Annotated in this window: 20 protein-coding genes; 14 read left to right on the forward strand and 6 right to left on the reverse strand. The window is 69.4% G+C overall.

Translation table 11 applies throughout. The annotated features are described in order from the left end of the window. The first annotated feature begins 11 nt into the window (after positions 1 to 11). Positions 12 to 941, forward strand: a complete 930-nt coding sequence (locus J7U46_RS16395) for an ABC transporter ATP-binding protein (RefSeq protein ID WP_282827754.1) — start codon at positions 12 to 14, stop codon at positions 939 to 941. Further along, entirely contained in the window at positions 938 to 2,365 is a 1,428-nt protein-coding gene (locus J7U46_RS16400; RefSeq protein WP_282827756.1) for a hypothetical protein, read from the forward strand. The genes J7U46_RS16395 and J7U46_RS16400 overlap by 4 nt, the downstream gene beginning before the upstream one ends. Before the next feature lie 6 nt (positions 2,366 to 2,371). On the opposite strand, the gene trxC is transcribed toward J7U46_RS16400, so the two are convergent. Further along, positions 2,372 to 2,785: a thioredoxin TrxC gene (trxC, locus tag J7U46_RS16405; RefSeq protein ID WP_282827758.1), complete on the reverse strand. Its 414-nt coding sequence runs from the start codon at positions 2,783 to 2,785 to the stop codon at positions 2,372 to 2,374. Positions 2,786 to 2,881: 96 nt separating this feature from the next. Here trxC and J7U46_RS16410 point away from each other — a divergent pair, with 96 nt between their 5' ends. The 8 genes from J7U46_RS16410 (at position 2,882) to J7U46_RS16445 (ending at position 11,684) form a co-directional block, all read left to right on the forward strand. After that, on the forward strand, positions 2,882 to 4,423 hold the full coding sequence (locus J7U46_RS16410) for an ATP-binding protein (RefSeq protein ID WP_282827760.1): 1,542 nt from the start codon (positions 2,882 to 2,884) through the stop codon (positions 4,421 to 4,423). Beyond that, the gene (locus J7U46_RS16415) at positions 4,420 to 5,106 is read left to right on the forward strand and encodes a response regulator (protein ID WP_282827762.1); all 687 of its coding nucleotides are present in this window, start codon (positions 4,420 to 4,422) and stop codon (positions 5,104 to 5,106) included. Before J7U46_RS16410 ends, J7U46_RS16415 begins: the two co-directional genes overlap by 4 nt. A gap of 58 nt (positions 5,107 to 5,164) precedes the next feature. Next, entirely contained in the window at positions 5,165 to 5,686 is a 522-nt protein-coding gene (locus tag J7U46_RS16420) for an RNA polymerase sigma factor (protein WP_282827764.1), read from the forward strand. Next, positions 5,683 to 6,267, forward strand: a complete 585-nt coding sequence (locus J7U46_RS16425; RefSeq protein WP_282827766.1) for a hypothetical protein — start codon at positions 5,683 to 5,685, stop codon at positions 6,265 to 6,267. The genes J7U46_RS16420 and J7U46_RS16425 overlap by 4 nt, the downstream gene beginning before the upstream one ends. After that, the gene (locus J7U46_RS16430; protein ID WP_282827768.1) at positions 6,264 to 7,904 is read left to right on the forward strand and encodes a serine hydrolase domain-containing protein; all 1,641 of its coding nucleotides are present in this window, start codon (positions 6,264 to 6,266) and stop codon (positions 7,902 to 7,904) included. Before J7U46_RS16425 ends, J7U46_RS16430 begins: the two co-directional genes overlap by 4 nt. Before the next feature lie 55 nt (positions 7,905 to 7,959). After that, positions 7,960 to 9,867 (forward strand): potassium transporter Kup, encoded by a 1,908-nt coding sequence (locus J7U46_RS16435; RefSeq protein WP_282827770.1) that lies wholly within the window; start codon positions 7,960 to 7,962, stop codon positions 9,865 to 9,867. 88 nt (positions 9,868 to 9,955) lie between these two features. Then, on the forward strand, positions 9,956 to 10,810 hold the full coding sequence (locus tag J7U46_RS16440) for a hypothetical protein (protein ID WP_282827772.1): 855 nt from the start codon (positions 9,956 to 9,958) through the stop codon (positions 10,808 to 10,810). 49 nt (positions 10,811 to 10,859) lie between these two features. Further along, positions 10,860 to 11,684, forward strand: a complete 825-nt coding sequence (locus J7U46_RS16445; protein ID WP_282827773.1) for a plasmid replication/partition related protein — start codon at positions 10,860 to 10,862, stop codon at positions 11,682 to 11,684. Between the two features lie 13 nt (positions 11,685 to 11,697). On the opposite strand, the gene J7U46_RS16450 is transcribed toward J7U46_RS16445, so the two are convergent. Beyond that, on the reverse strand, positions 11,698 to 12,189 hold the full coding sequence (locus tag J7U46_RS16450; RefSeq protein ID WP_282827775.1) for a flavin reductase family protein: 492 nt from the start codon (positions 12,187 to 12,189) through the stop codon (positions 11,698 to 11,700). Positions 12,190 to 12,244: 55 nt separating this feature from the next. Between J7U46_RS16450 and J7U46_RS16455 the strand changes: the two genes are divergently transcribed. Beyond that, positions 12,245 to 13,159, forward strand: a complete 915-nt coding sequence (locus J7U46_RS16455; RefSeq protein ID WP_282827777.1) for a M48 family metallopeptidase — start codon at positions 12,245 to 12,247, stop codon at positions 13,157 to 13,159. A gap of 21 nt (positions 13,160 to 13,180) precedes the next feature. On the opposite strand, the gene J7U46_RS16460 is transcribed toward J7U46_RS16455, so the two are convergent. The 4 genes from J7U46_RS16460 to J7U46_RS16475 all read right to left on the reverse strand — a co-directional run bounded on the left by J7U46_RS16460 (position 13,181) and on the right by J7U46_RS16475 (position 15,714). After that, a complete protein-coding gene (locus J7U46_RS16460; RefSeq protein ID WP_282827779.1) occupies positions 13,181 to 13,822 on the reverse strand; it encodes an MBL fold metallo-hydrolase in 642 nt (213 codons plus the stop codon). 67 nt (positions 13,823 to 13,889) lie between these two features. After that, positions 13,890 to 14,153: a hypothetical protein gene (locus J7U46_RS16465; RefSeq protein WP_282827782.1), complete on the reverse strand. Its 264-nt coding sequence runs from the start codon at positions 14,151 to 14,153 to the stop codon at positions 13,890 to 13,892. Between the two features lie 27 nt (positions 14,154 to 14,180). Further along, entirely contained in the window at positions 14,181 to 14,834 is a 654-nt protein-coding gene (locus tag J7U46_RS16470; protein WP_282827784.1) for a DsbA family protein, read from the reverse strand. Positions 14,835 to 14,847: 13 nt separating this feature from the next. Next, positions 14,848 to 15,714, reverse strand: coding sequence for an MBL fold metallo-hydrolase (locus J7U46_RS16475; RefSeq protein ID WP_282827786.1), 867 nt, complete (start codon positions 15,712 to 15,714; stop codon positions 14,848 to 14,850). Positions 15,715 to 15,842: 128 nt separating this feature from the next. Between J7U46_RS16475 and J7U46_RS16480 the strand changes: the two genes are divergently transcribed. The 3 genes from J7U46_RS16480 to J7U46_RS16490 all read left to right on the forward strand — a co-directional run bounded on the left by J7U46_RS16480 (position 15,843) and on the right by J7U46_RS16490 (position 19,305). Beyond that, positions 15,843 to 16,733 carry a LysR family transcriptional regulator gene (locus tag J7U46_RS16480; RefSeq protein ID WP_282827788.1) on the forward strand — a complete coding sequence of 297 codons (891 nt, stop codon included), beginning with the start codon at positions 15,843 to 15,845 and terminating at the stop codon, positions 16,731 to 16,733. 61 nt (positions 16,734 to 16,794) lie between these two features. Further along, the gene (locus tag J7U46_RS16485) at positions 16,795 to 17,847 is read left to right on the forward strand and encodes a substrate-binding domain-containing protein (protein WP_282827790.1); all 1,053 of its coding nucleotides are present in this window, start codon (positions 16,795 to 16,797) and stop codon (positions 17,845 to 17,847) included. A gap of 231 nt (positions 17,848 to 18,078) precedes the next feature. Next, positions 18,079 to 19,305: an extracellular solute-binding protein gene (locus J7U46_RS16490; RefSeq protein ID WP_282827792.1), complete on the forward strand. Its 1,227-nt coding sequence runs from the start codon at positions 18,079 to 18,081 to the stop codon at positions 19,303 to 19,305. Positions 19,306 to 19,311: the final 6 nt, after the last annotated feature.

Genomic DNA, 19,311 nt, shown 5'->3' on the forward strand with positions numbered 1-19,311 from the left:
AAGACCATCCCATGAACACCGCCACCTCCATGCTCGCTTCCAAACTCAGCGTCGGCCTGCACGCCGAACAGGCGCAGCCGAGCGCCTCGGCGCATCTGCAAGGCGTCCAGGTCAACTACGGCACGCAGCAGGTGCTGCGCGGCATCGATTGGCAGCTGCTGCCGGGGCAGGTCGTCGGCCTGCTCGGCCGCAATGGCGGTGGCAAGACCACGCTCTTGGAAACGCTGCTGGGCCTGCGCGAACCGACAGCCGGCACGGCGATGCTGTTCGGCCAGCCGGTGGCCGGCCTGGACGACGCGGCGCGCGCCCGCATCGGCTATGTGCCGCAGCAGGCCGAGCTGTTCGAGTGGCTGACGCCGACCCAGCTGCTGGCCTATTTCCGCAGCTTCTATCCGCGCTGGAACGAGGCCAAGGTCGAGGGCCTGATGTCGCGCTGGGACATCGCCCGCGACAAGCCCATCGCCAAGCTCTCCGGCGGCCAGAAGCAGCGCCTGTCCATCATCCGCGCGCTGGCCCATGAGCCCGACCTCTTGGTGCTGGACGAGCCCGTGGCCAGCCTCGACCCCGCCGGCCGCCGCGACTTCCTGCGCGAGCTGGTGGAGCAGGTGATCGACCGGGGCACGACCGTGGTGTTCTCCACCCACATCCTCTCCGACCTGGAGCGCGTGGCCTTCAACATCGCCTTCCTGAGCCAGGGCCGCATCGCCCTGCAGGCACCGCTGGACGAGCTTCTGGAAAGCTGCCGCCTCGTGACCGGCCCGAGCAGCCAGTTGCAGACGCTCTTGCATGTCCGTGGCGCGACCCGACTCACGGCCCAAGCGCTGGACGGCGGCCGTGAGCGCTGGCTGGTCCGCTTCAGCGAAGGCTTGCCCGAGTTGCCAGTTGCCCTGCCGAGCCAGACGCCGACGCTGGAAGACCTCTTCATGGAGCTGACGCAATGAACACCACGCCTTACAAGCTGATCCTGGCCCACGGCCTGCAGCAGCGCAGCAACGACAAGGGCTGGCGCACGCTGGCCATCGTGGCCGCTCTGGTGCTCGTGCTGGCCGTGGTGCTGATGGTCATGGGCAACGCGAAGGTGGCCGGCATCATCGGCGGCAACCTCATCATGACCGTTGCAGCCATCTACTGGGGCGGTCTGGTTGTCAATCTGCTCGAGCAGAACCATCCGAACTCTGCCCGCCTGGTGCCGGGCCATCTGCCCCGCCTGCGCCAGGTGCTCGTGGCGGGCTGGTTGCTGAGCAGCCTGCCGATGGCCGTGGGCGCCTCGATGATGGGCTTGCCGCCGCTGCCTGCCTGGATCGTGTCGGCCTGGGGCATGGCCGCGCTGGGCCTCCTGATGCGCTGGCCGCTGGGCTGGACGCTGCTGTCGGTCGCGCCTTTCCTCGGCTTCTGGCTCTACCGCCATGGCCTGTTTACCGAGGCCGTCGAACTGCTGAACAGCCGGCCTGCGCTGTGCGCATTGATCAGCCTCGTGCTGCCGCCTTTGCCGCTGCTTCAGGTGCTGGGCGAGGGCAATGGCACACACCGCAAGGCCTACGCTCGCTCCGAACGCTGGCGCGACATGGCCCGCCAGGGCGAAGGTGCGCAAGCCTGGGACAGCAGCAAGCTACCAGCGCCCCTCTCCTGGATCACCGCGCTGGTGCAGGGCCCCTATCGCCGCCAATTGCGCCGGCTCAGCAGCCGAACAGACGCGGCGAGCATCGGCTCCCGTCTCATGCTGGGCCTGGGCCCGGCCACGCACTGGACCGCGCAACTCAGCGGCTGCGTCATCTTCGGCACGATTTTCGGCCTGGTCTGCCTGGGCAGCGTCTGGATTCCGATCAGTTTCGTCGACTTCCTGCGCGCCGGCAGCTTCGGCCTGACCATCGGCCTGATGAGCGCGCTCCTGGGCCCGCTGACCGGCATCGCCCGCACCCTGGACAAGACCCGCAATGAGCAGCGCCTGCTGGTGCTCTTGCCCGGCGTGCCGCGCGGCCAGGCTTTGAATCGCTTGCTGGCCCGGCAGTGGCTGATGCAGTTCGGCCTGACATGGCTGCTCGGCCTGGCTGTCGCCATGGCCGTGATGGGTTTCAGCGGCGCGCCCGCGGAAATGCTCCTGCCCTTCCTCCTGGCCTATCTCTTGCCGATAGTGATGGTCTGGCGCGACTGGGCACGCCAGACCAGCAAGGGCCACGGGCCGGTGCTGCTGGTCTTCGGCGTGATCTCCAGCGCCCTGCTGGGCTATGCGCTCTACCGATGGGCAGGCGTGCCGATCTGGCTGTACGGCTCGCTGCAACTGGTCGTCGCGCTGGGGCTGGGCATCACCCGCTGGCGCAAGCAGGTGGCGGCACCGCAGGCTTTGCCGGTCGGCCGGCTGGCCTGAGGCTTGTTACTTCAGCCAGCCGATGATCTGGGCGCTCTGCAAGGCGCCCGACATCCGCTGCAACTCCTGCCCTTCGCGGAACTGGATCAGCGTGGGGATGCTGCGGATCGTGAAGCGCTGCGACAAACGCGGCGCCTCGTCGCTGTTGACCTTGACCAGCAGGGCGCGGCCCTTGAGCTGGCGCGCCGCCTCCTCGAACTGCGGCGCCATCATGCGACAGGGCCCGCACCAGGGCGCCCAGAAATCGACCAGCACCGGCAGCTCGCTGCCCGCCACCACCGCGTCGAAGCCGGCCTCGTCCAGCTCGTGCACCCGGCCGTCGAGCACGGCCTTGCCGCAGCGGCCGCAGCTGGGGTCTTCGGTGGCGCGCTCGGGCGGTACGCGGTTGCGGGTCAGGCAATAGGGGCAGGTAATCAGCATGATGGCGCGGACATGGGGGCGGGGCGGCGGCACTTCAAGCCTTTGCTGACGACTCCCTGATGATTTCCTGATGCCAGCCCTGTTAGCCTGCCGGCCATGAACCTGATGCAGCAGCAGCCCCTGCCCGGCAAGCACCGCTGGCCCGCCCTCGTGGTCTGGGCCTTGGGTGCACTGGCCATGTGGGCACTGGATGGCCGGGTTGACCTGGCCAATCTCTCGATGCTGCTGGTGATGTCGGCGGCGCTGGCCTCGCTGTGGCAGCCGGTGCCGGCATCGATGGCCACCAGCCTGCTGGCCGTGCTCGCCTTCAACTGGTGCTTCGTGCCGCCGCGCGGCAGTTTCGCCGTCGACCTGCGCTCGCATTCGCTGCTGCTCGGCTCGATGCTGCTGCTGAGCTGGATCTCCTCGATCCTGCTGGCGCGGTTGCGCTGGCAGGCCCTCGCGGCGCAGCGCCATGCGGCCCAGGCCGAGGCCTTGCGTCGGCTGGCGGATCGGCTGCGCGATGTCGCCCAACCTGATGAGCAGGCGCCGCTGCTGACCGAGGCTCTGCAACCGCTGGCCGTCGGGCCGGTGCAGCTGCTGTGCCTGTTGGACCAATTGCCGCCCACCAATGACGACAGCCTCGCTCTGATCCACGGCCAGCCCGACGCCGATGCGCATGACGGCCTCTGGGCCTGCCTGCGTGCCGGCCAAGCCTTCGGCCCCGGCACCGGCCGCTACGAGGAACTGGCCGCTTGGTATCTGCCGATGCGCGGCCGCAAGACCAGCTTCGGCGCGGTCCGCCTGCCCTTGCAGAGCGCAACCGACACCGGCCAGCGCGAGCAGGCGCAGGCCCTCTGCGACCTGATGGGCCAGGCCCTGGAGCGCCGCGTCACCGAGCGTGCCACCCAGCGCGCCCACGACGAAGCCGAGGGCCAGGCCACACGCAACGCCCTGCTGGCTGCCATCTCGCACGACTACCGCACGCCGCTGGCCACCATCCTCAGTGCCGCCTCGGCGCTGCAGGAGCAGGGCGACAAGCTGAGCAGCGCCCAGCGCCGCCGCCTGCTCGACACGGTGATGGATGAAACGCGGTCCCTGAGCCGCTTTACCGACAACACCTTGCAGCTGGCCCGCCTCGATGCGCCCGGTGTGCAGCTGAAGCTGGACTGGGAGTCAGCCGAGGAACTGGTGGGCGCCGTGCTGCGCCGCGTGCGCCAGCGCCGGGCGCTCGAGGCCGAGGACGGGCCGCGCGTCCGCGCCCGCCTCGAGCCCGAGCTGCCGCTCTTGCGCTGCGACGCCTTGCTGCTCACCCAGTTGCTGGAGAACCTGGTGGACAACGCGCTCAAGTACGCAGGCAGCAGTGGCGTCGAGATCCTGGTGCGGCGTGAAGGCGCGGAGCAGCTCGTGCTGGCCGTGCGCGACCGCGGCCCCGGCGTGCCGCCGGCCTGGCGCCAGCGCATCTTCGAGGTCTTTCAGCGCGGCCAGGAGCTGGATCGCCAACGCCCAGATGGCGCGTCCGCACGCGGTGCAGGCGTTGGCCTCGCGGCCTGCCGCGCCATCGCCCGAGCCCATGGCGGCGAGATGCGCTACCGTGCCCGCTCGCATGGGGGTTCGAGTTTTGAATGCTGGTTGCCGGTGGCGGCCCAACCCCAATGAGAGTCCTGCTTGTTGAAGACGACCGCGAGTTGCGCACCACGCTGCGCGACGCACTGCAGGTCGAGGGCTATGCGGTGCAGACCGCCGCCAGCCTCTGCGAAGGCCAGGCCCTCCTGCAGCACGACCAGGCGCCCGACCTGGTGCTGCTGGACCTCGGCCTGCCGGACGGCGAGGGCGAGCAGTTGCTCGCCGAGCTGCGCCGCAGCAAGGGCACGCCGGTGCTGGTGATCTCGGCCCGGCATGGCGATGGCTCCAAGGTGCGCCTGCTCGATGCCGGAGCCGACGACTATCTGGTCAAGCCCTTCAGCATCGGCGAGCTGCTGGCCCGCATGCGTGTGGCCCTGCGCCATCGCGGCACCCTGCTCAAGCCGGCCGTCACCCGCTACGAGCGGGATGGCCTCAAGGTCGACCTGGCCGCCCATCGCGTGGAGCTGAATGGCGTGGAGCAGCACCTGACCCCCACCGAGTTCAAGCTGCTGGCCCGCCTGGTGCGCTCCAGCGGCCAGGTGGTCACGCACCGCGCCCTGCTGGCCGATGTCTGGGGGCCGGAGTTCACCGAGCACACGCAGTATCTGCGGCTCTACATGGGCCAGCTGCGCGCCAAGCTGGAGCTGGAGCCGGCTGACCCGCAGCGGCTCTTGACCGAGCCGGGCGTGGGCTACCGCCTGGTCGAGGGCCAGTAGAAGAAAAATTCTGCCGGCGATTTGTAAGAAGTCGGCGCGGGCCCGCACTACCCAGTCCATGAGCCCTTCAACACCGCAGGACCAGCTGTACCGCCAGGCTATAGACGCCCATGGCGCCGAGCTGGCGCGCTTTTGCGGTGGCTACGAGCGAGATGCGGCACTGCGCCAGGAGCTGGTGCAGGAGCTGCACCTGGCGATCTGGCAGAGCCTCGCTGGCTTTCGCGGCGACTGCTCGCTGCGCACCTGGGTCTACCGCGTGGCCCACAACGTGGGTGCGCGCCATGTGCAGCAGCATGCCGGCAAGGCACAGCAGATGCTCGATCTGGAAGAGGCCGAGCATCTGCCCGACGAGCGCCACGACCCGGGCCACACCGAGCGCCGGCTCGACCTGCAGCGCGTGCTGGCCCTGGTCCACCGCCTCAAGCCGCTGGACCGCGAGCTGATGCTGCTCTATCTGGAGGACCTCGACGCCGGCGCCATGGCCGAGATCACCGGGCTGTCGGCCCGCAATGTGGCTACCAAGATTCACCGCATCAAGGCCTTGCTGGCGCGCCAGCTGGGCTTCAAGGAGCCGTCATGAGCGAACTGCATCAGCTGTGGAAGGGGCAACCGGCCGAGCCGCTGCAGGCCCTGGCGGCCGAGGAGCTGGCGCAGAAGGCCGCAGCCTTCCACAAGCGCATCGCGCGGCGCAATCGCAGCGAGCGTCTGTCGGCGGCCATTGTCGTGCCGGTCTTCCTGCTCTATGCCTGGATCTTTCCGTACTGGGTCACCAAGATCGGTGCGCTGCTGATCGTGGCCGGCATCTTCGTCCTGCTGTGGCAGCTGAAGCGGCGTGCCGAGGCCGCCGACCCAGCCAGGGCGCTGGGCCTTGACCTGCTCGCCTTCCACCGTGCCGAGCTGGTGCGCCAGCGCGACGCGCTGCGCTCGGTCTGGCTCTGGTACATCGGCCCCTTGCTGCCGGGGCTGCTGCTGTTCCTGTGGGGCCGCCAGCAGGAGCTGGCCACGCCGGCCGCCCAGGCCTGGCATCCCTGGGTCAATGCCATCACGGCCCTGGTGCTGCTGGGTATCGTGCTGCTCAACCTCTGGATGGCGCGCAAGTTGCAGCGGCAGATCGACGAAATCGACAAAGTTTCAGAACCCAAACAGGAGGAGAACCCATGATGAAGAAGCGAGCCCTGCTCGCGCTGGCCCTGCTCGCCCTGCCGGCGCTGCTGGGCGCTGCGCCGCTTCCCCTGCCCGACACCGAGGCGGCCCTCAAGCACAGGCTCGAAGCCCGCTTCGCGGGCGACCGCACCGGCGCCTGCGTGCAGGCCGCCCTGATCGACAAGGGCCAGGTCTTGCGGACGCAGGTCTGTGCCGGCACGCGCAAGGACCCGGCGCCGGCGCAGGACGCGGCCTTCGAGATCGGCTCGGTCAGCAAAACCATGACGGCCTACCTGGTGGCCGGCCTGATCCAGCGTGGTCAATGGTCGCTGGACGACCCCATCGCCCGGCACCTGCCCGGGGGCACGGCCGTGCCGCGACAGGGCGAGCGCCAGATCCTGGTGCGCGACCTGGTGACGCACAGCAGCGGCCTGCCGGCGTTGCCGCCCGGGATGGCCATGGGCGATTTGAGCAACCCCTATGCGAGCCTGAGCGAGGCGCAGCTGCTCGCTTCGCTGGCGCAGGTGAAGCTGGCGCGGCCCATAGGCAGCCAGGCCGAATACTCTAACTACGCCATGATGCTGCTCTCGCTGGCCGTGGCGCGCAACCTGGGTGGCGACTACGAGGCGGCGCTGCGCGAGCAGCTGTTCAAGCCGCTGGGCATGAGCACGGCCTATGTGTCAAAGCCTCTGGGCGCCGCGCCCGCCGCCGGCCACCTGCCCACCGGCGAGGCCACGACGGCCTGGACCATCGCCACCAACCTGGCGGGCGTCGGCATGGTCAAGGCCTCGCTGGCCGACATGGAGCGCTATGCCCGCGCCCAGCTGGGCGACGGCCCGGCCGCGCCGGTGGCGCTGATGCGCCAGACCCAGCAGCCGCTCGCCCATGGCTTTGCGATGAACTGGATGCGACCCGAGGTGCAAGGCCGTCAGCTGGTGATGCATGAGGGCGCCACGGGTGGCTTCTCCTCTCTGGTGCTGCTGGAGCCGGCCACACAGCGGGGCGTGGTCCTGCTCGCAGACACCATGCTGGCCGACCTCGGTGGCCTCGGCCCACTCGGCCTCTCGCTGCTGGGCCTGGACATGCCGCCGCAGCAAGCCCGCCTGCCCGCCGAGGCCCCGGCGGCGCTCCGCCAGGCCCTGGCCGGCGAGTACGAGCTGGCCGGCACCTCGATCAAGATCTGGGAAGAGGGCGGCAAGCTGCTGGCCCAGTCTCCCGGTGGCAAGCCTTCCGAGCTGCGCTATGACAGCCGGGGCGACTTCTACCCGCTGGGCCTGTCCGCCCTGCTGCGGCCGCAGGCGCCCGTGGAGGGCCGGGTCGAACGCTTTGCCTGGCATCAGATGGGCGGCCTGCTGGAGGCACGCCGCGTGGGCCTCGTGGACAAGCCACCCAGCATCAAGAACCCGGCCTGGCGCGATTGGGCCGGCGAGTTCCAGCTCGTGCCGCAGTTCGCCATCCGCATCTTCGAGAAGGACGGCCAGCTGATGCTGCAGGGCACGGGCCAGCCGGCCTTTGCCGCCGAGGTCACGGGCAAGGACCGCATCGAGATCAGGTCGGTGGGCGCCGTCATCGAGTTCGAGCGCGATGCCGCCGGCCACGTCGTGGCGGCGGTGCTCAAGCAAGGTGGCCAGGTGTTGCGCGGCGCGAAGAAATAGAGCCATCGGGGCCGGACTTATGCGTTCCTGATGCCCGCCGCGCGAAGCTGCGGGCATGACGAATCCAGACTCCTCTTCCTCATCTTCTGGCCATGCCGCCAAGAGTGGCCTCGCCGCCCTGACCCTGGGCGCCATCGGCGTGGTCTATGGCGACATCGGCACCAGCCCGCTCTACACGGTCAAGGAGATCTTCCTGCCGGCCACCGGTGTGGCCCTGAACCCGCACAACATCATCGGCGCCGTCTCGGTGATCTTCTGGGCCCTGATGCTGGTGGTCACCCTGAAGTACGTGATCCTGATCCTGCGCGCCGACAACCGGGGCGAGGGCGGCGGCCTCGCGCTCACGGCCCTGGCCACGCATGCGGTGGCGGGCAAGCCTCGGCTGCGCAAGGCCTTGCTGCTGCTCGGCGTGTTTGGCGCCACGTTGTTCTATGGCGACTCGGTGATCACGCCGGCCATCTCGGTGATGGGCGCCATCGAGGGCCTGGAGGTCGTCACGCCGGCGCTCAAGCCCTATGTGCTGCCGATCTCGCTGGCCATCCTCGTGGGCCTCTTCGTGGTGCAGCGCTTCGGCACGGCGGCCGTGGGCAAGATCTTCGGGCCGGTCATCGTCATCTGGTTCGGCGTACTGGCCGTCATCGGCGTCGTGCACATCCAGCATCAACCGGCTGTGCTGGCGGCACTGAATCCGCTCCATGCCTGGGAGTTTCTGAGCGAGCGCGGCTGGCATCTGTTTGCCGCGCTCGGCGCCATCGTGCTCGCGCTGACCGGCGCGGAGGCGCTCTATGCCGACATGGGCCATTTCGGCGCCAGGCCGATCCGCCTGGCCTGGACCTTCCTCGTGTTCCCGTCGCTGGCCCTGAACTACCTGGGCCAGGGCGCCTTGCTCATGGCCGACCCCGGCGCCATCGAGAACCCGTTCTACCGCCTTTTCCCCGAATCCCTGGTGCTGCCGGCCGTGGTGCTGGCCGCGCTGGCTGCGGTGATCGCGTCGCAGGCCGTGATCTCGGGGGCCTATTCGATGACCAAGCAGGCCATCCAGCTCGGCTTCCTGCCGCGCATGGAGGTGCGTGCCACCTCGGCGAGCGAGGCGGGCCAGATCTATGTGCCAGCGGTCAACTGGGCTCTGCTCGCCGGCGTGCTGGCGGCCGTGCTGCTGTTCGGCTCCAGCTCGGCCCTGGCCGGCGCCTATGGCATCGCGGTCACGCTGACCATGATGATCACGACGGTGCTGACCTATGTGGTGGTGCGCGAGGGCTGGCGGCTGCCGCGTGCCGTGGCCATCCCGGCGACGCTGCTGTTCCTCTCTCTCGATGCCTTGCTGGTGGCCGGCTGCGCGATCAAGTTCCTTGATGGCGGCTGGTTCCCGCTGGCCCTCGGCCTGCTGCTCTTCGTGGTGATGAGCACCTGGGCGCGCGGCCGCGAGCTCCTGATGGGCAGCATCCGCGCCGAGGGTCTGGAGCTGCTGCCCTTCGTCGAGAACCTGGCTGCGAGCGGCAGCACGAACCAGGCGCTGCGCACGGCCGTCTATGCCGTGGCCAACCCCGACACCGTGCCGCAGGCGCTTCTCCACAACCTCAAGCACAACCAGGTGCTGCATGAGACCAACCTCATCCTGACCGTGCTGTTCGAGGACCGGCCCTGGGTTCCCGAAGAGGAGCGCGTGCAGCTGCAGCCGCTGGCGCCGGCCTTCTGGCGCGTGACGCTGCGATTCGGCTTCATGGACCGGCCCGACGTGCCGAAGGCCCTGGCCCTGTGTGAACCCAAGGGCCTGCGCGTGCCGCCGTTCGAGACCAGCTACTTCCTCAGCCGCGAGACCGTCGTGCCCACGCCCGGGGCCGGCATGGCGAACTGGCGCGAGCGCCTGTTCGCCACCATGAGCCGCAATGCCGGCGGCGTGGCCGAGTATTTCTGCCTGCCGGACAACGCGGTGGTGGAGCTCGGGACGCGCGTGCAGATCTGAGGCGGGGCTCGGGTAGCATGGGCTTCGCGCCGAAGTCAGGCGTGCAGTATCCAGACGCCGCGTGCCGACGCTTCCCTCCCGCCGCCGTTTGCTGTCAACGCTTCTGGGCGGAGCGGCCGGCCAGGCGCTGTCCGCCCGGGCGCCGATTCCCGTGCTCGTGCCGGCCGACGTGCTGCGGGACTTCCGGGCTTTTCTCGGCGGCCGGCGGGCTGAGCAGTTGACGAGCTTTGCCGGTGCGCACTCGCGCCGTGACGTGGTCGAGCTGGCGCTGCTGCACCTGGCCCTGGCCGAAGGCAGGCGCGAGGCGGGTCTCGCGCTGCAGCCGGTGCCCACGGCGGCCCGGCTGCATCGCGAGCTCAGCCAGGCCCATGCGGCCTGCAGCGGCACCAGCTTCTGGCGGCAGGACTTCCCGGCCGACGAGCACCGGCTGCTTTTCAGTGTCGCTCTGCTGCAGGACGGCGAGTTCGAGGCGGGCCTGTACACCGCTGCGGGCAACCGCCGCGCCTTGGCGGCACGCAGCCTCGCCGACGTGCTGGCCTTGAAGGCCATGTGCAACCGCGATTGGCGCGTCGACTGGCAGTCCCTGGAGCAACTGGGCTTGCGCGACATCCAGCATGTCGGCAACTGGGAGCTGATGCCGCGCATGCTGGCCAGCGGCCGGGCAGACTTCGTGCTGGCGCCCTTCCAGCCCACGCCCGACCTGGCCCTCGAGGTCGGCGGCGTCAGGCTGGTTCCCATTCCCGGCCTCAAGGTGGCGCTGCAGGGCACAAGGCACTACCTGCTGTCGGCACAGCACGAGGGCGCGCCTGAGCTGAAGCAACGCCTGGATGCTGGATTGGCGAGCTTGCGCGCCCGGGGCCTGGTGCGTCGGGCCTATGTCGGGGCCGGTTTCATCAACGCGGCCGTGGCGGCCTGGTCCGTGTTGCCAGTGCTGGAGCGGTGACGGCGGACGGACGGCTATAGTCCCGGCCCTTGCACCGGGACCCTGCCCCATGAACATCGTTGTCAACGAAGACCTCAAAGCCTATATCGAGCCCCTGACCCCCGACGAGGAGGAGGCCCTGGAGCGCAGCCTGCTGACCGAGGGCTGCCGCGATGCCCTGGTGCTGTGGGGCGATGTGCTGGTGGATGGCCACAACCGCTACCGCCTGTGCCAGAAGCATGGGCTGCCGTTCAACACCATGCAGAACCCGCGCTTCAAGACGCTGGAGGATGTGCACCTCTGGATGATCGACCAGCACCTGGGGCGGCGCAGCGTGTCCGACTACCAGCGCGGCGTGCTGGCCCTGCGCAAGAAGCAGATCGTCGCCGCGCGCCGTGCGGCGCTGCTGGCGCGCGATGCGGCCGATGAAGCGGTGGATGCGCCGTCACCCGAGGCGGTCGTCCCCGGGGCCGAGGTGCCTCCCGTTGCGCCGCTGAACACCCGTGAAGCCGTGGCCCGTGCCGCCCGCATCAGCAGCGCCCAGGTGCTGCAGATCGAGAAGATCCAGAAGCAGGCGGCGCCTGAGCTGGTCGCGGCGGTCAAGACCGGCCAGATCTCGCTGGCAGCGGCGGCCGTCGTGGCCTCGCTGCCGGCCGAGGAGCAGCAGGCGGCCGTGGCCGGCGGCAAGGATGAGCTGAAGCAGGCCGCCAAGCGGGTGCGCGAGGGCAAGAAGCGGGTGACCGTCAAGGTCGAGCCAGCAGAAGTGGCCTCAGACGAGGCTGCGGCGCCTGCCGACGAGTTGCAGGCGCTGCGTCACCGCGTGGCCGAGCTGGAAGCCGAGAACGCGCGCTTGAAGCTGGAGCTCGGCGCCTTGCGGGGCGCGCCGGCGTTCTAGGCGTTCCAGCCGTTCAGAGCGGCAGCTCGGTGTAGTAGCGGCCGCCGTGGAAGATCAGCGGCTGCGCACCCTCGCGGCGGCCGCAGCTCTCGACCTCGCCGACGAAGATCACGTGGTCGCCTTCCTCGTACTGGCTGCGGTTGGCGCATTCGAACCAGGCGGCCACGCCGTCCAGCACCGGCGCACCGCCGGCGCCATCGCGGAAGGCGAGGCCGGCGAAGCGGTCGATGTCGCGCGTGGCGAAGCGCTGGGCCAGGTCCTTCTGCTCGGCCGCGAGGATGTTGATCGCGTAGTGCGAGCCGCGGCTGAAGATAGGCAGCGAGCCGGCGTGCCTGGCCAGGCTCCACAGCACCAGCGGCGGCGTGAGCGAGACCGAGTTGAAGGAGTTGGCGGTCAGGCCCACCAGGCTGCCATCGGCGGCACGGGCCGTGATGATGGTGACGCCGGTGGCGAACATGCCCAGGGCGGCGCGGAACTGGAGGGCGTCGGGGACGGGCGTCTGCATGGCGGCTATTGTCGGGCCATCGGAATGGCCGCAGTTTGTATCGCAGAATGCGCCCATGTCCGAGCCGCATCACCACGAATCCTCCCCCGAGGCCGAGCCGCATTTCGGCTTTGGCCGCTGCAACTGCCGCCAGCCGGGCCGGCGCCTGTTCACCGGCGGTCTGCTGGCTGCTGCCGCGTTCCCAGCACTCGCGCGCGAAGGCGTGGATGTGGGCAAGAAGAGCTGGACTGTGGATGTGATCCCGGCGGGCCAGGTCGAGCAGGGCGCCGCCCAGCAGTACCAGCAGATGATGCGCGACTACGGCCAGAAGCGCGCCCTGCTGCCGCCCGATCATCCGCAAACCCGCCGGCTTCGCACCATCGCCCAGCGCATCATTCCGCAGGCCCTGCCCTGGAACGAGCGGGCCCGGCAATGGCGCTGGGAAGTCAACCTGGTGGTGAGCCCCCAGCTCAATGCCTTCTGCATGCCGGGCGGCAAGATCGCCTTCTATTACGGCATCCTCGAGAAGCTCAAGCTGACCGACGACGAGGTTGCCACCATCATGGGCCATGAGGTCGCGCATGCGCTGCGCGAGCATGCGCGCGAGCGCATTGCCAAGACCACGGGCACACGCATCGGCGCCAATCTGATATCCAACCTGTTCGGTCTCGGCAACCTCGGCGACGCGTTGATGCAGATCGGCGCCAACCTCTTGACCCTGACCTACAGCCGCGATGACGAGAGCGAGGCCGACCTGGTCGGCATGGAGCTGGCGGCGCGCGCCGGCTACGACCCGGCGGCCGGCATCAGCCTGTGGGAGAAGATGAACCAGGCCGCCAAGGGGGCGCCGCCGCAGTGGATGTCCACCCACCCGGCCAACAAGACGCGCATCAAGGACATCTCGGCCAGCCTGCCCAAGGTGCAGGGCCTGTACGAGCGCGCCGAGAAGCCGCCGCAGCGCTTCCCGGTGGCCGGCCCACTGCCGACCTGAGGCCGTCCGTCGCCGTTTGCTTCAAGTGCCCCGCACGTAGGGGTTGCTGCGGCGCTCCACGCCGAACGAACTCTCCGGGCCGTGGCCGGGGATGAAGACCGTGGCGTCGCCCATGGGCCAGAGCCGCTCGGTGATCGAGCGGATCAGCTGCGGCCCGTCGCCGCCGGGGAAGTCGCTGCGGCCCACGCCACCATGGAACAGCACATCGCCAACGAAGGCCCGCTGCGCGCTCTCGGAGTGGAAGACCACATGGCCCGGCGTGTGCCCCGGGCAGTGGCGCACGTTCAGCGTCTCCTTGCCGATGCGCACCTGGTCGCCATCCGCCAGCCACCGCGTGGGGGTGAACGGCTCGACCGCCGGGAAGCCGAACATCGCGCTCTGCTGTGCCAGGCCATCGATCCAGAACTGGTCGCCCGGATGCGGGCCGATGATGGGCAGGCCCTGCGTGCGCGCCAGCTCGCCGGTGCCGCCAGCATGGTCGATGTGGGCATGGGTCAGCCAGATCGCCTTGAGGGTCAGGCCTTGCCTGCTCACGAAGTCCAGCAGCTTCGGCAGCTCGCCGCCGGGGTCGATGACGGCGGCGTCCAGCGTCTCGTCGCACCAGACGATGGAGCAGTTTTGCTGAAAGGGTGTCACAGGCAGGGTTTGGTAGCGCAGGCTCATGGGGAAAAAGGAATCGCGAATCCTGGGCCGGGATTCTCCACCCCGCGTCGGGCCACCGCTGCCTGCCCTATCCGGGAGGCGTGCCCGAACTGGCGGCCGCCAGGCTCGCCTCGAAGCTCACCAACTCCTCGGCCAGCGTGCCCCGGTTGCGGAAATGCCGACCGGCCTGGCCGTACCAGTACTCGGCATCTTCCAGGTCGCCCTCCTGGATGTGCAGGAGGCCGTGCAGCCAGGCGGCCAGCGGCGAGTTGTCGGTCTGGACGAGGTTGTGGGCCTCGTTCCAGTGCCCGGCCCGCAGATGGGCCAGGACCCGGTGGAGATCGCCTGTCATGTTCAGCCCTCCTTCGGCCGCATTGTTTCAGGCGGCACCGAGCTGGGCCAGCAAGTGCTCGAAGCTGCCATAGAGCGCGTTGCCGCGCACCAGCTGGCTGTGGCCAGGCTTCGTCGTGAGCACCAGGGCCGGCACGCCCTGGGCGCCCAGGGCCTGAATCTGGCCCAGAGCCTTGGCGATGCGGGCCCGGTGGGTGGCCTGCAGCGCCGCGTCATCGGTGGCCAGCAGATCGGCTGCGGCGCCCAGCCCCGCGTCGCGCAGCAGTTGCTCCACCACGGGCAGCTCGCCGGTGTCGAGCCCCTGCACATAACGGGCCTCCTGCAGGCGCTTCAGCGTCGCCAGCTCCTGCTCGGGCGCGGTCAGCGCCACGGCGCTGAGGGCCTGCGTGGTGGCGCCCGAGTCGAAGCGGCCGCCCGGCCGGCTCAGCAGCTGCGTGCGGTAGGCCTCGCTGAAACGTTGGCCGGTGAGCTTCTCGATGCGCTGGTCGTTGGACCAGGCGTACTCGGCGAAGCTCGTGTCCATGGTGCGCGCGCCGCTGCCGGCGAACAGGCCCGTGGGGGCCAGCTCGAGCCGGAGGCCCGGCTGCTCGGCGAGGCGCTGCAGCACCGGCGAAGCACCGTAGCACCAGCCGCACAGCGGGTCGAACAGATAGCTGATGGTGGGGGTGTTGTTGTTGCTCATGCGGCCGCGCTCCTCACCACTTCATCTCGCCCTTGTTGACCTTGGCACCGATGTCCAGCGACAGCGCGCCCTCGCTCAGCTGCGGGTAGGCCTGCTGCATCGCCTTGATCAGCTCGGCGCTGTTCTTGCTGCCGGCCAGGTTCTTCTCGAAGGCTTGCAGATAGCCCTGGGTGAAGGCGATCGCGCTGGCGTCGGTCTTGCTGCCGGCGCTCATGTGGCTGGGCACGACCAGGGCGGGCTGCAGGGCTGCCATCTCGTCCAGCTGGGCGAGCCAGGCGGCGCGCTCGGCGGTGCTCTGGGTGTCGGCCGTCCACACGTGCATGCCATTGAACACGCCGATGTTGCCGACGATGGCCTTGATGGACGGGATCCAGGCATAGGGCCGGTGCGCCAGCAGGCCTTGCGTGCCGCGGATCTCGATGGTCTGGCCTTCGAGCAGCAGGCTCGTGCCCTGCAGCGCGCGCGGCAGCACCGGCTTGCGCGGCGCGTTGGCGCCCATCTTGGGGCCCCAGAAAGCCAGCTTGCCCGCCACCTTGGGCAGCAGTTTGTCGAGCACGGCGGGCGTGCTCACCACATCGGCCTGCGGAAAAATCTCCTTCAGCGTCTCGACACCGAAGTAGTAGTCCGGGTCGGCCTGGCTCACGTAGATGGTGCTGAGCTGGCGGCCGCTGTCCAGCACCTTGGCGGCGATGCGCAGGGCGTCGGCGCGGGTGAAGCCGGCGTCGATCACCATCGCCTCCTTCTCGCCGAAGACCAGGGTCGAGTTGACGTTGAAGCTCTTGCCGTCGGCGTTGTAGACCTGGACGCTCAGCGGCGGGGCGGCGTGGGCCGTGGCCAGCGTGAGTGAGAGAGCGGCGGCGGCGAGGGTGCGGCGGATCATGGCAATTCCTTGGTGTTGCGGGACAGACGTGGCGCGCGGTCTGCGGCGCTGGACTGAACTCTAGTTTCAGGAATTGAACATATAAACCGTATATTCAGCGCAAGACTGTTTCATCAATCGGGCAAATCATGGACAGGCTGACGGCGATGCGGGTGTTCGTGGAAGTGGCTGCCAGCGGCAGCTTCAGCGCGGCGGCCGAGCGGCTGGACATGTCGCGCGCCATGGTCACGCGTGGCGTGGCGACGCTGGAGCAATGGCTCGGCGCGCGCCTCTTGCAGCGCACCACCCGCAGCGTGACGCTGACCGACGCGGGGGAGCACTTCCTGCGCCGCAGCCAGCAGATGCTGGCGCTGATGAGCGACGTGGAAGACGAGACCAGCAGCCAGGGGGACCTGCTGCGCGGCCAACTGCGCATCACCTGCAGCATGTCGCTGGCCTATGCCGAGGTGGCGGCGGCGGTGGTGGATTTTTTGCAGCTGCATCCGCAACTGAAGATCGACCTGAACGCCAGCGAGGGCGCGCTCAACCTGGTGGAGGCGCGCATCGATGTGGCCATCCGCATCAGTGCCGAGCCCGACCCTGCGCTGATCGGCCGGGTGCTGGCGCCATGCGCCTCGGTGTTGGTGGCCTCGCCGGCCTACCTGGCCCGCGCCGGCCTGCCCAAGGCGCCGGCCGATCTGGCCGCGCATCGCTGCCTGAGCTACGCGAACTTCGGCAAGAGCCAGTGGCTGCTCACGCGGGGCGAGGAGCGGGCGCAGGTCGGCGTCAGCAGCCATTTCAGTGCCAATGAAGCCACGGCCCTGCTGCGCGCCGCGCTGGCCGGCGGCGGCGTGGCGCTGCAGCCGCGCTACCTGGCCCATCCGCACCTGGCCGATGGCAGCCTGCAGCGCGTGCTGCCCGACTGGGCGCCGCCCGACATGGCGATCTATGCGCTCTACACCTCGCGCCGGCATTTGTCGCCGGCGGTGCGGGCCTGGCTGGACTTCCTGGCCGAGCGCTTCGCCCGGATGGCCTGGTAGAGCGCTGCCAAGGGCCCGACATGAATGCCCCTAAACTAGGCCGCCCCAACCGCCCGCCCCCATGAAGAGCAGCAAGAGCCCAGCCCGAAAGCTTTCCTCCGCAGCGATCAAGTCCGCAGGCGCGAAGGTGACGCTGGGCATGGTGGCCGAGGCTTGCGGCGTCTCGCCGAGCACGGTCTCGCGGATCCTCAATGGCACGGCCGTGGTCAGCCAGGAGAAGCGGGATGCGGTGGACCGTGCGATTGCCGAGCTGGGCTTCGTGCCCAACCCGATCGCGCGTGGCCTGGCCGGCGGCCGCACCTTCAGTGCCGGCGTGGTGACGCAGGCCATCGACAGCCCTTTCTATGGCGTGGCCCTGCGCGGCATCGAGGAGGAGCTGAGCCAGGCGGGCTACAGCCCGCTGTTCGTCAGCGGCCACTGGAATGCCAAGGAAGAGCAGCGCTGCATCGACGTGCTGCGCTCGCGCCGCGTGGACGGCCTCATCGTGCTGACCGGCCGCCTGAGCGACGAAGCCCTGCGCAAGCTGGCCAAGGAGCAGCCGGTGGTGGTGACCGGCCGCAGCCTGAAGGCGCCGGGCCTGTATTCGCTGGACTTCAATGACTTCGAGGGTGCGCGTCTTGCCACCCACCATCTGCTGAGCCTCGGGCACCGCCAGATCGCCTTCATCGCCGGTGACCCGGTTCACCCCGATGCGCAGGAGCGCCTGCGCGGCTACCGCGCGGCGCTGGAGGCGGCCGGCGTGCGCTACAAGGCCAGCCTGGTGCTGCCGGGCAAGTTCCATGAAGAGAGTGGCCTGATGGCGGTGGAGCGGCTGATCGACAGCCGCGAGCCCTTCACCGCCATCTTCGCGGCCAACGACCAGATGGCCTTCGGCGCCGCCCTGGCCCTGCACCGGCGCGGCCTGCGCGTGCCCGAGGACGTGTCCCTGGTCGGCTTCGACGATCTGGCCGGCGCCGCGCATTCCGTGCCGCCGCTGACCACCATCCACCAGGCCGCCCACGAGCTGGGCCGGGCGGCCGCGCAGTCGCTCCTGCAGCTGCTGTCCGGGCAGAAGCCTACGGCCGTGCTGCCCGAGCCGCGCCTGATCGTGCGCTCGTCGGCGCGGCCGCTGTAGAGCGCGAGCGCCCGCCGGAGGCCGCCCTTGGCGCCGCCAGCCGGCATTCGCACGGCAGCTCGGCATTTACCCTTGATTGACACGTCCAAATGCCTCCACCTATCATGAAAGCGCTTTCATAAAAGAGCGATCCTGCAGACTCTGCCCTTGGCAAGACTTGCGGCGACGCGACGGAGACAAGGCATGAGGCGGGTGGTCCGAAGTTTGGTGGGTGCTTTCCTGACCTGCGGCTTGAGCTGCGGTCTGGCGCTGGCCGCTGCAACGCCAGGTGCGCCGCGCGTGTTGGTGGTGGCGGCCTTCCCGGCCGTGGACGAGATCGTCCGCGCCGCCCTGCCGGCCTGGAAGCAGCGCCATCCCGAAGTGGAGGTGCGCATCGTCAGCCGCGAACTGAACGACCACCACACGGCCATGATCACGGCGCTGTCCACTGCCGTGCACCTGCCCGACGTGATGGCGCTGGAGATCGGCTACCTGGGCCGCTTCGCCCAAGGCTCGGGCCTGCTGGACCTCAGCCCGCCGCCCTATGAGATCCGCCGCTTCGAATCGCGCTTCGTGCCCTACGCCTTCCAGCAGGCAAGCACGCCCACGGGCGCGGTCCTCGCCGTGCCCACCGACATCGGCCCCGGCACCTTGCTCTATCGGCAGGACCTGCTGAGCAAGGCCGGCCTCACCGAGGCCGAGCTGACGCGCAGCTGGGAGGCCTATGTGCAGGCCGGCGTGAAGATCAAGGCCGCCACCGGCGCCTACCTGCTGGCCCATGCCCGCGACATGAAGGACATCCTGATCCGCACCGGCATCCAGCCGGGCGAGGGCCTGTACTTCGACAAGGACTCGCAGCCGCTCGTGACCACCCCACGCTTCGTGCGCGCCTTCGAGCTGGCCCGCGCCGTGCGCCGCCAGCAACTGGATGCTCGGGTCACCGCCTGGTCCTCCGACTGGAGCGAGGGCTTCAAGCGCGGCACCATTGCCACGCAGATGTCGGGCGCCTGGCTGGCCGGCCATCTGAACAACTGGCTGGCGCCCAGCACGCGCGGCCTGTGGCGCGCCGCGCAACTGCCCGAGGGCGCATTCGCGGCCTATGGCGGCACCTTCTTCGCGATGCCGCGCCAGGGCGACCCGGCGAACCGCCTGCTCGCCTGGGAGCTGATGCAGCTGCTGGCGCTGGACCGGCAGCAGCAGCTTGCCGCCTTCAAGGCCCAGGACGCCTTCCCGGCCTTGCTCGAGACGCATGACGATGCCTTCTTCGACCAGCCGCTGCCCTTCCTCGGTGGCCAGACCGCGCGGCGCGACTGGCGCGAGGCGGCCGGCCATGTGAAGGCCGTGCGCGTGCACAAGCAGGACGCCTTCGCCCGCGAGGTGGTCGACACCGAGCTCGACAAGGTGCTGGAGCGCGGCAAGGACATCGCGGCCGCCCTGGCCGATGCACAGCGACTGCTCCAACTGCGCGCCCGCCGCTGAAGAACA

It is taken from the genome of Pelomonas sp. V22 (genome assembly GCF_030014915.1).
In the GTDB taxonomy this organism is placed as follows: Bacteria; Pseudomonadota; Gammaproteobacteria; order Burkholderiales; family Burkholderiaceae_C; genus JAUASW01.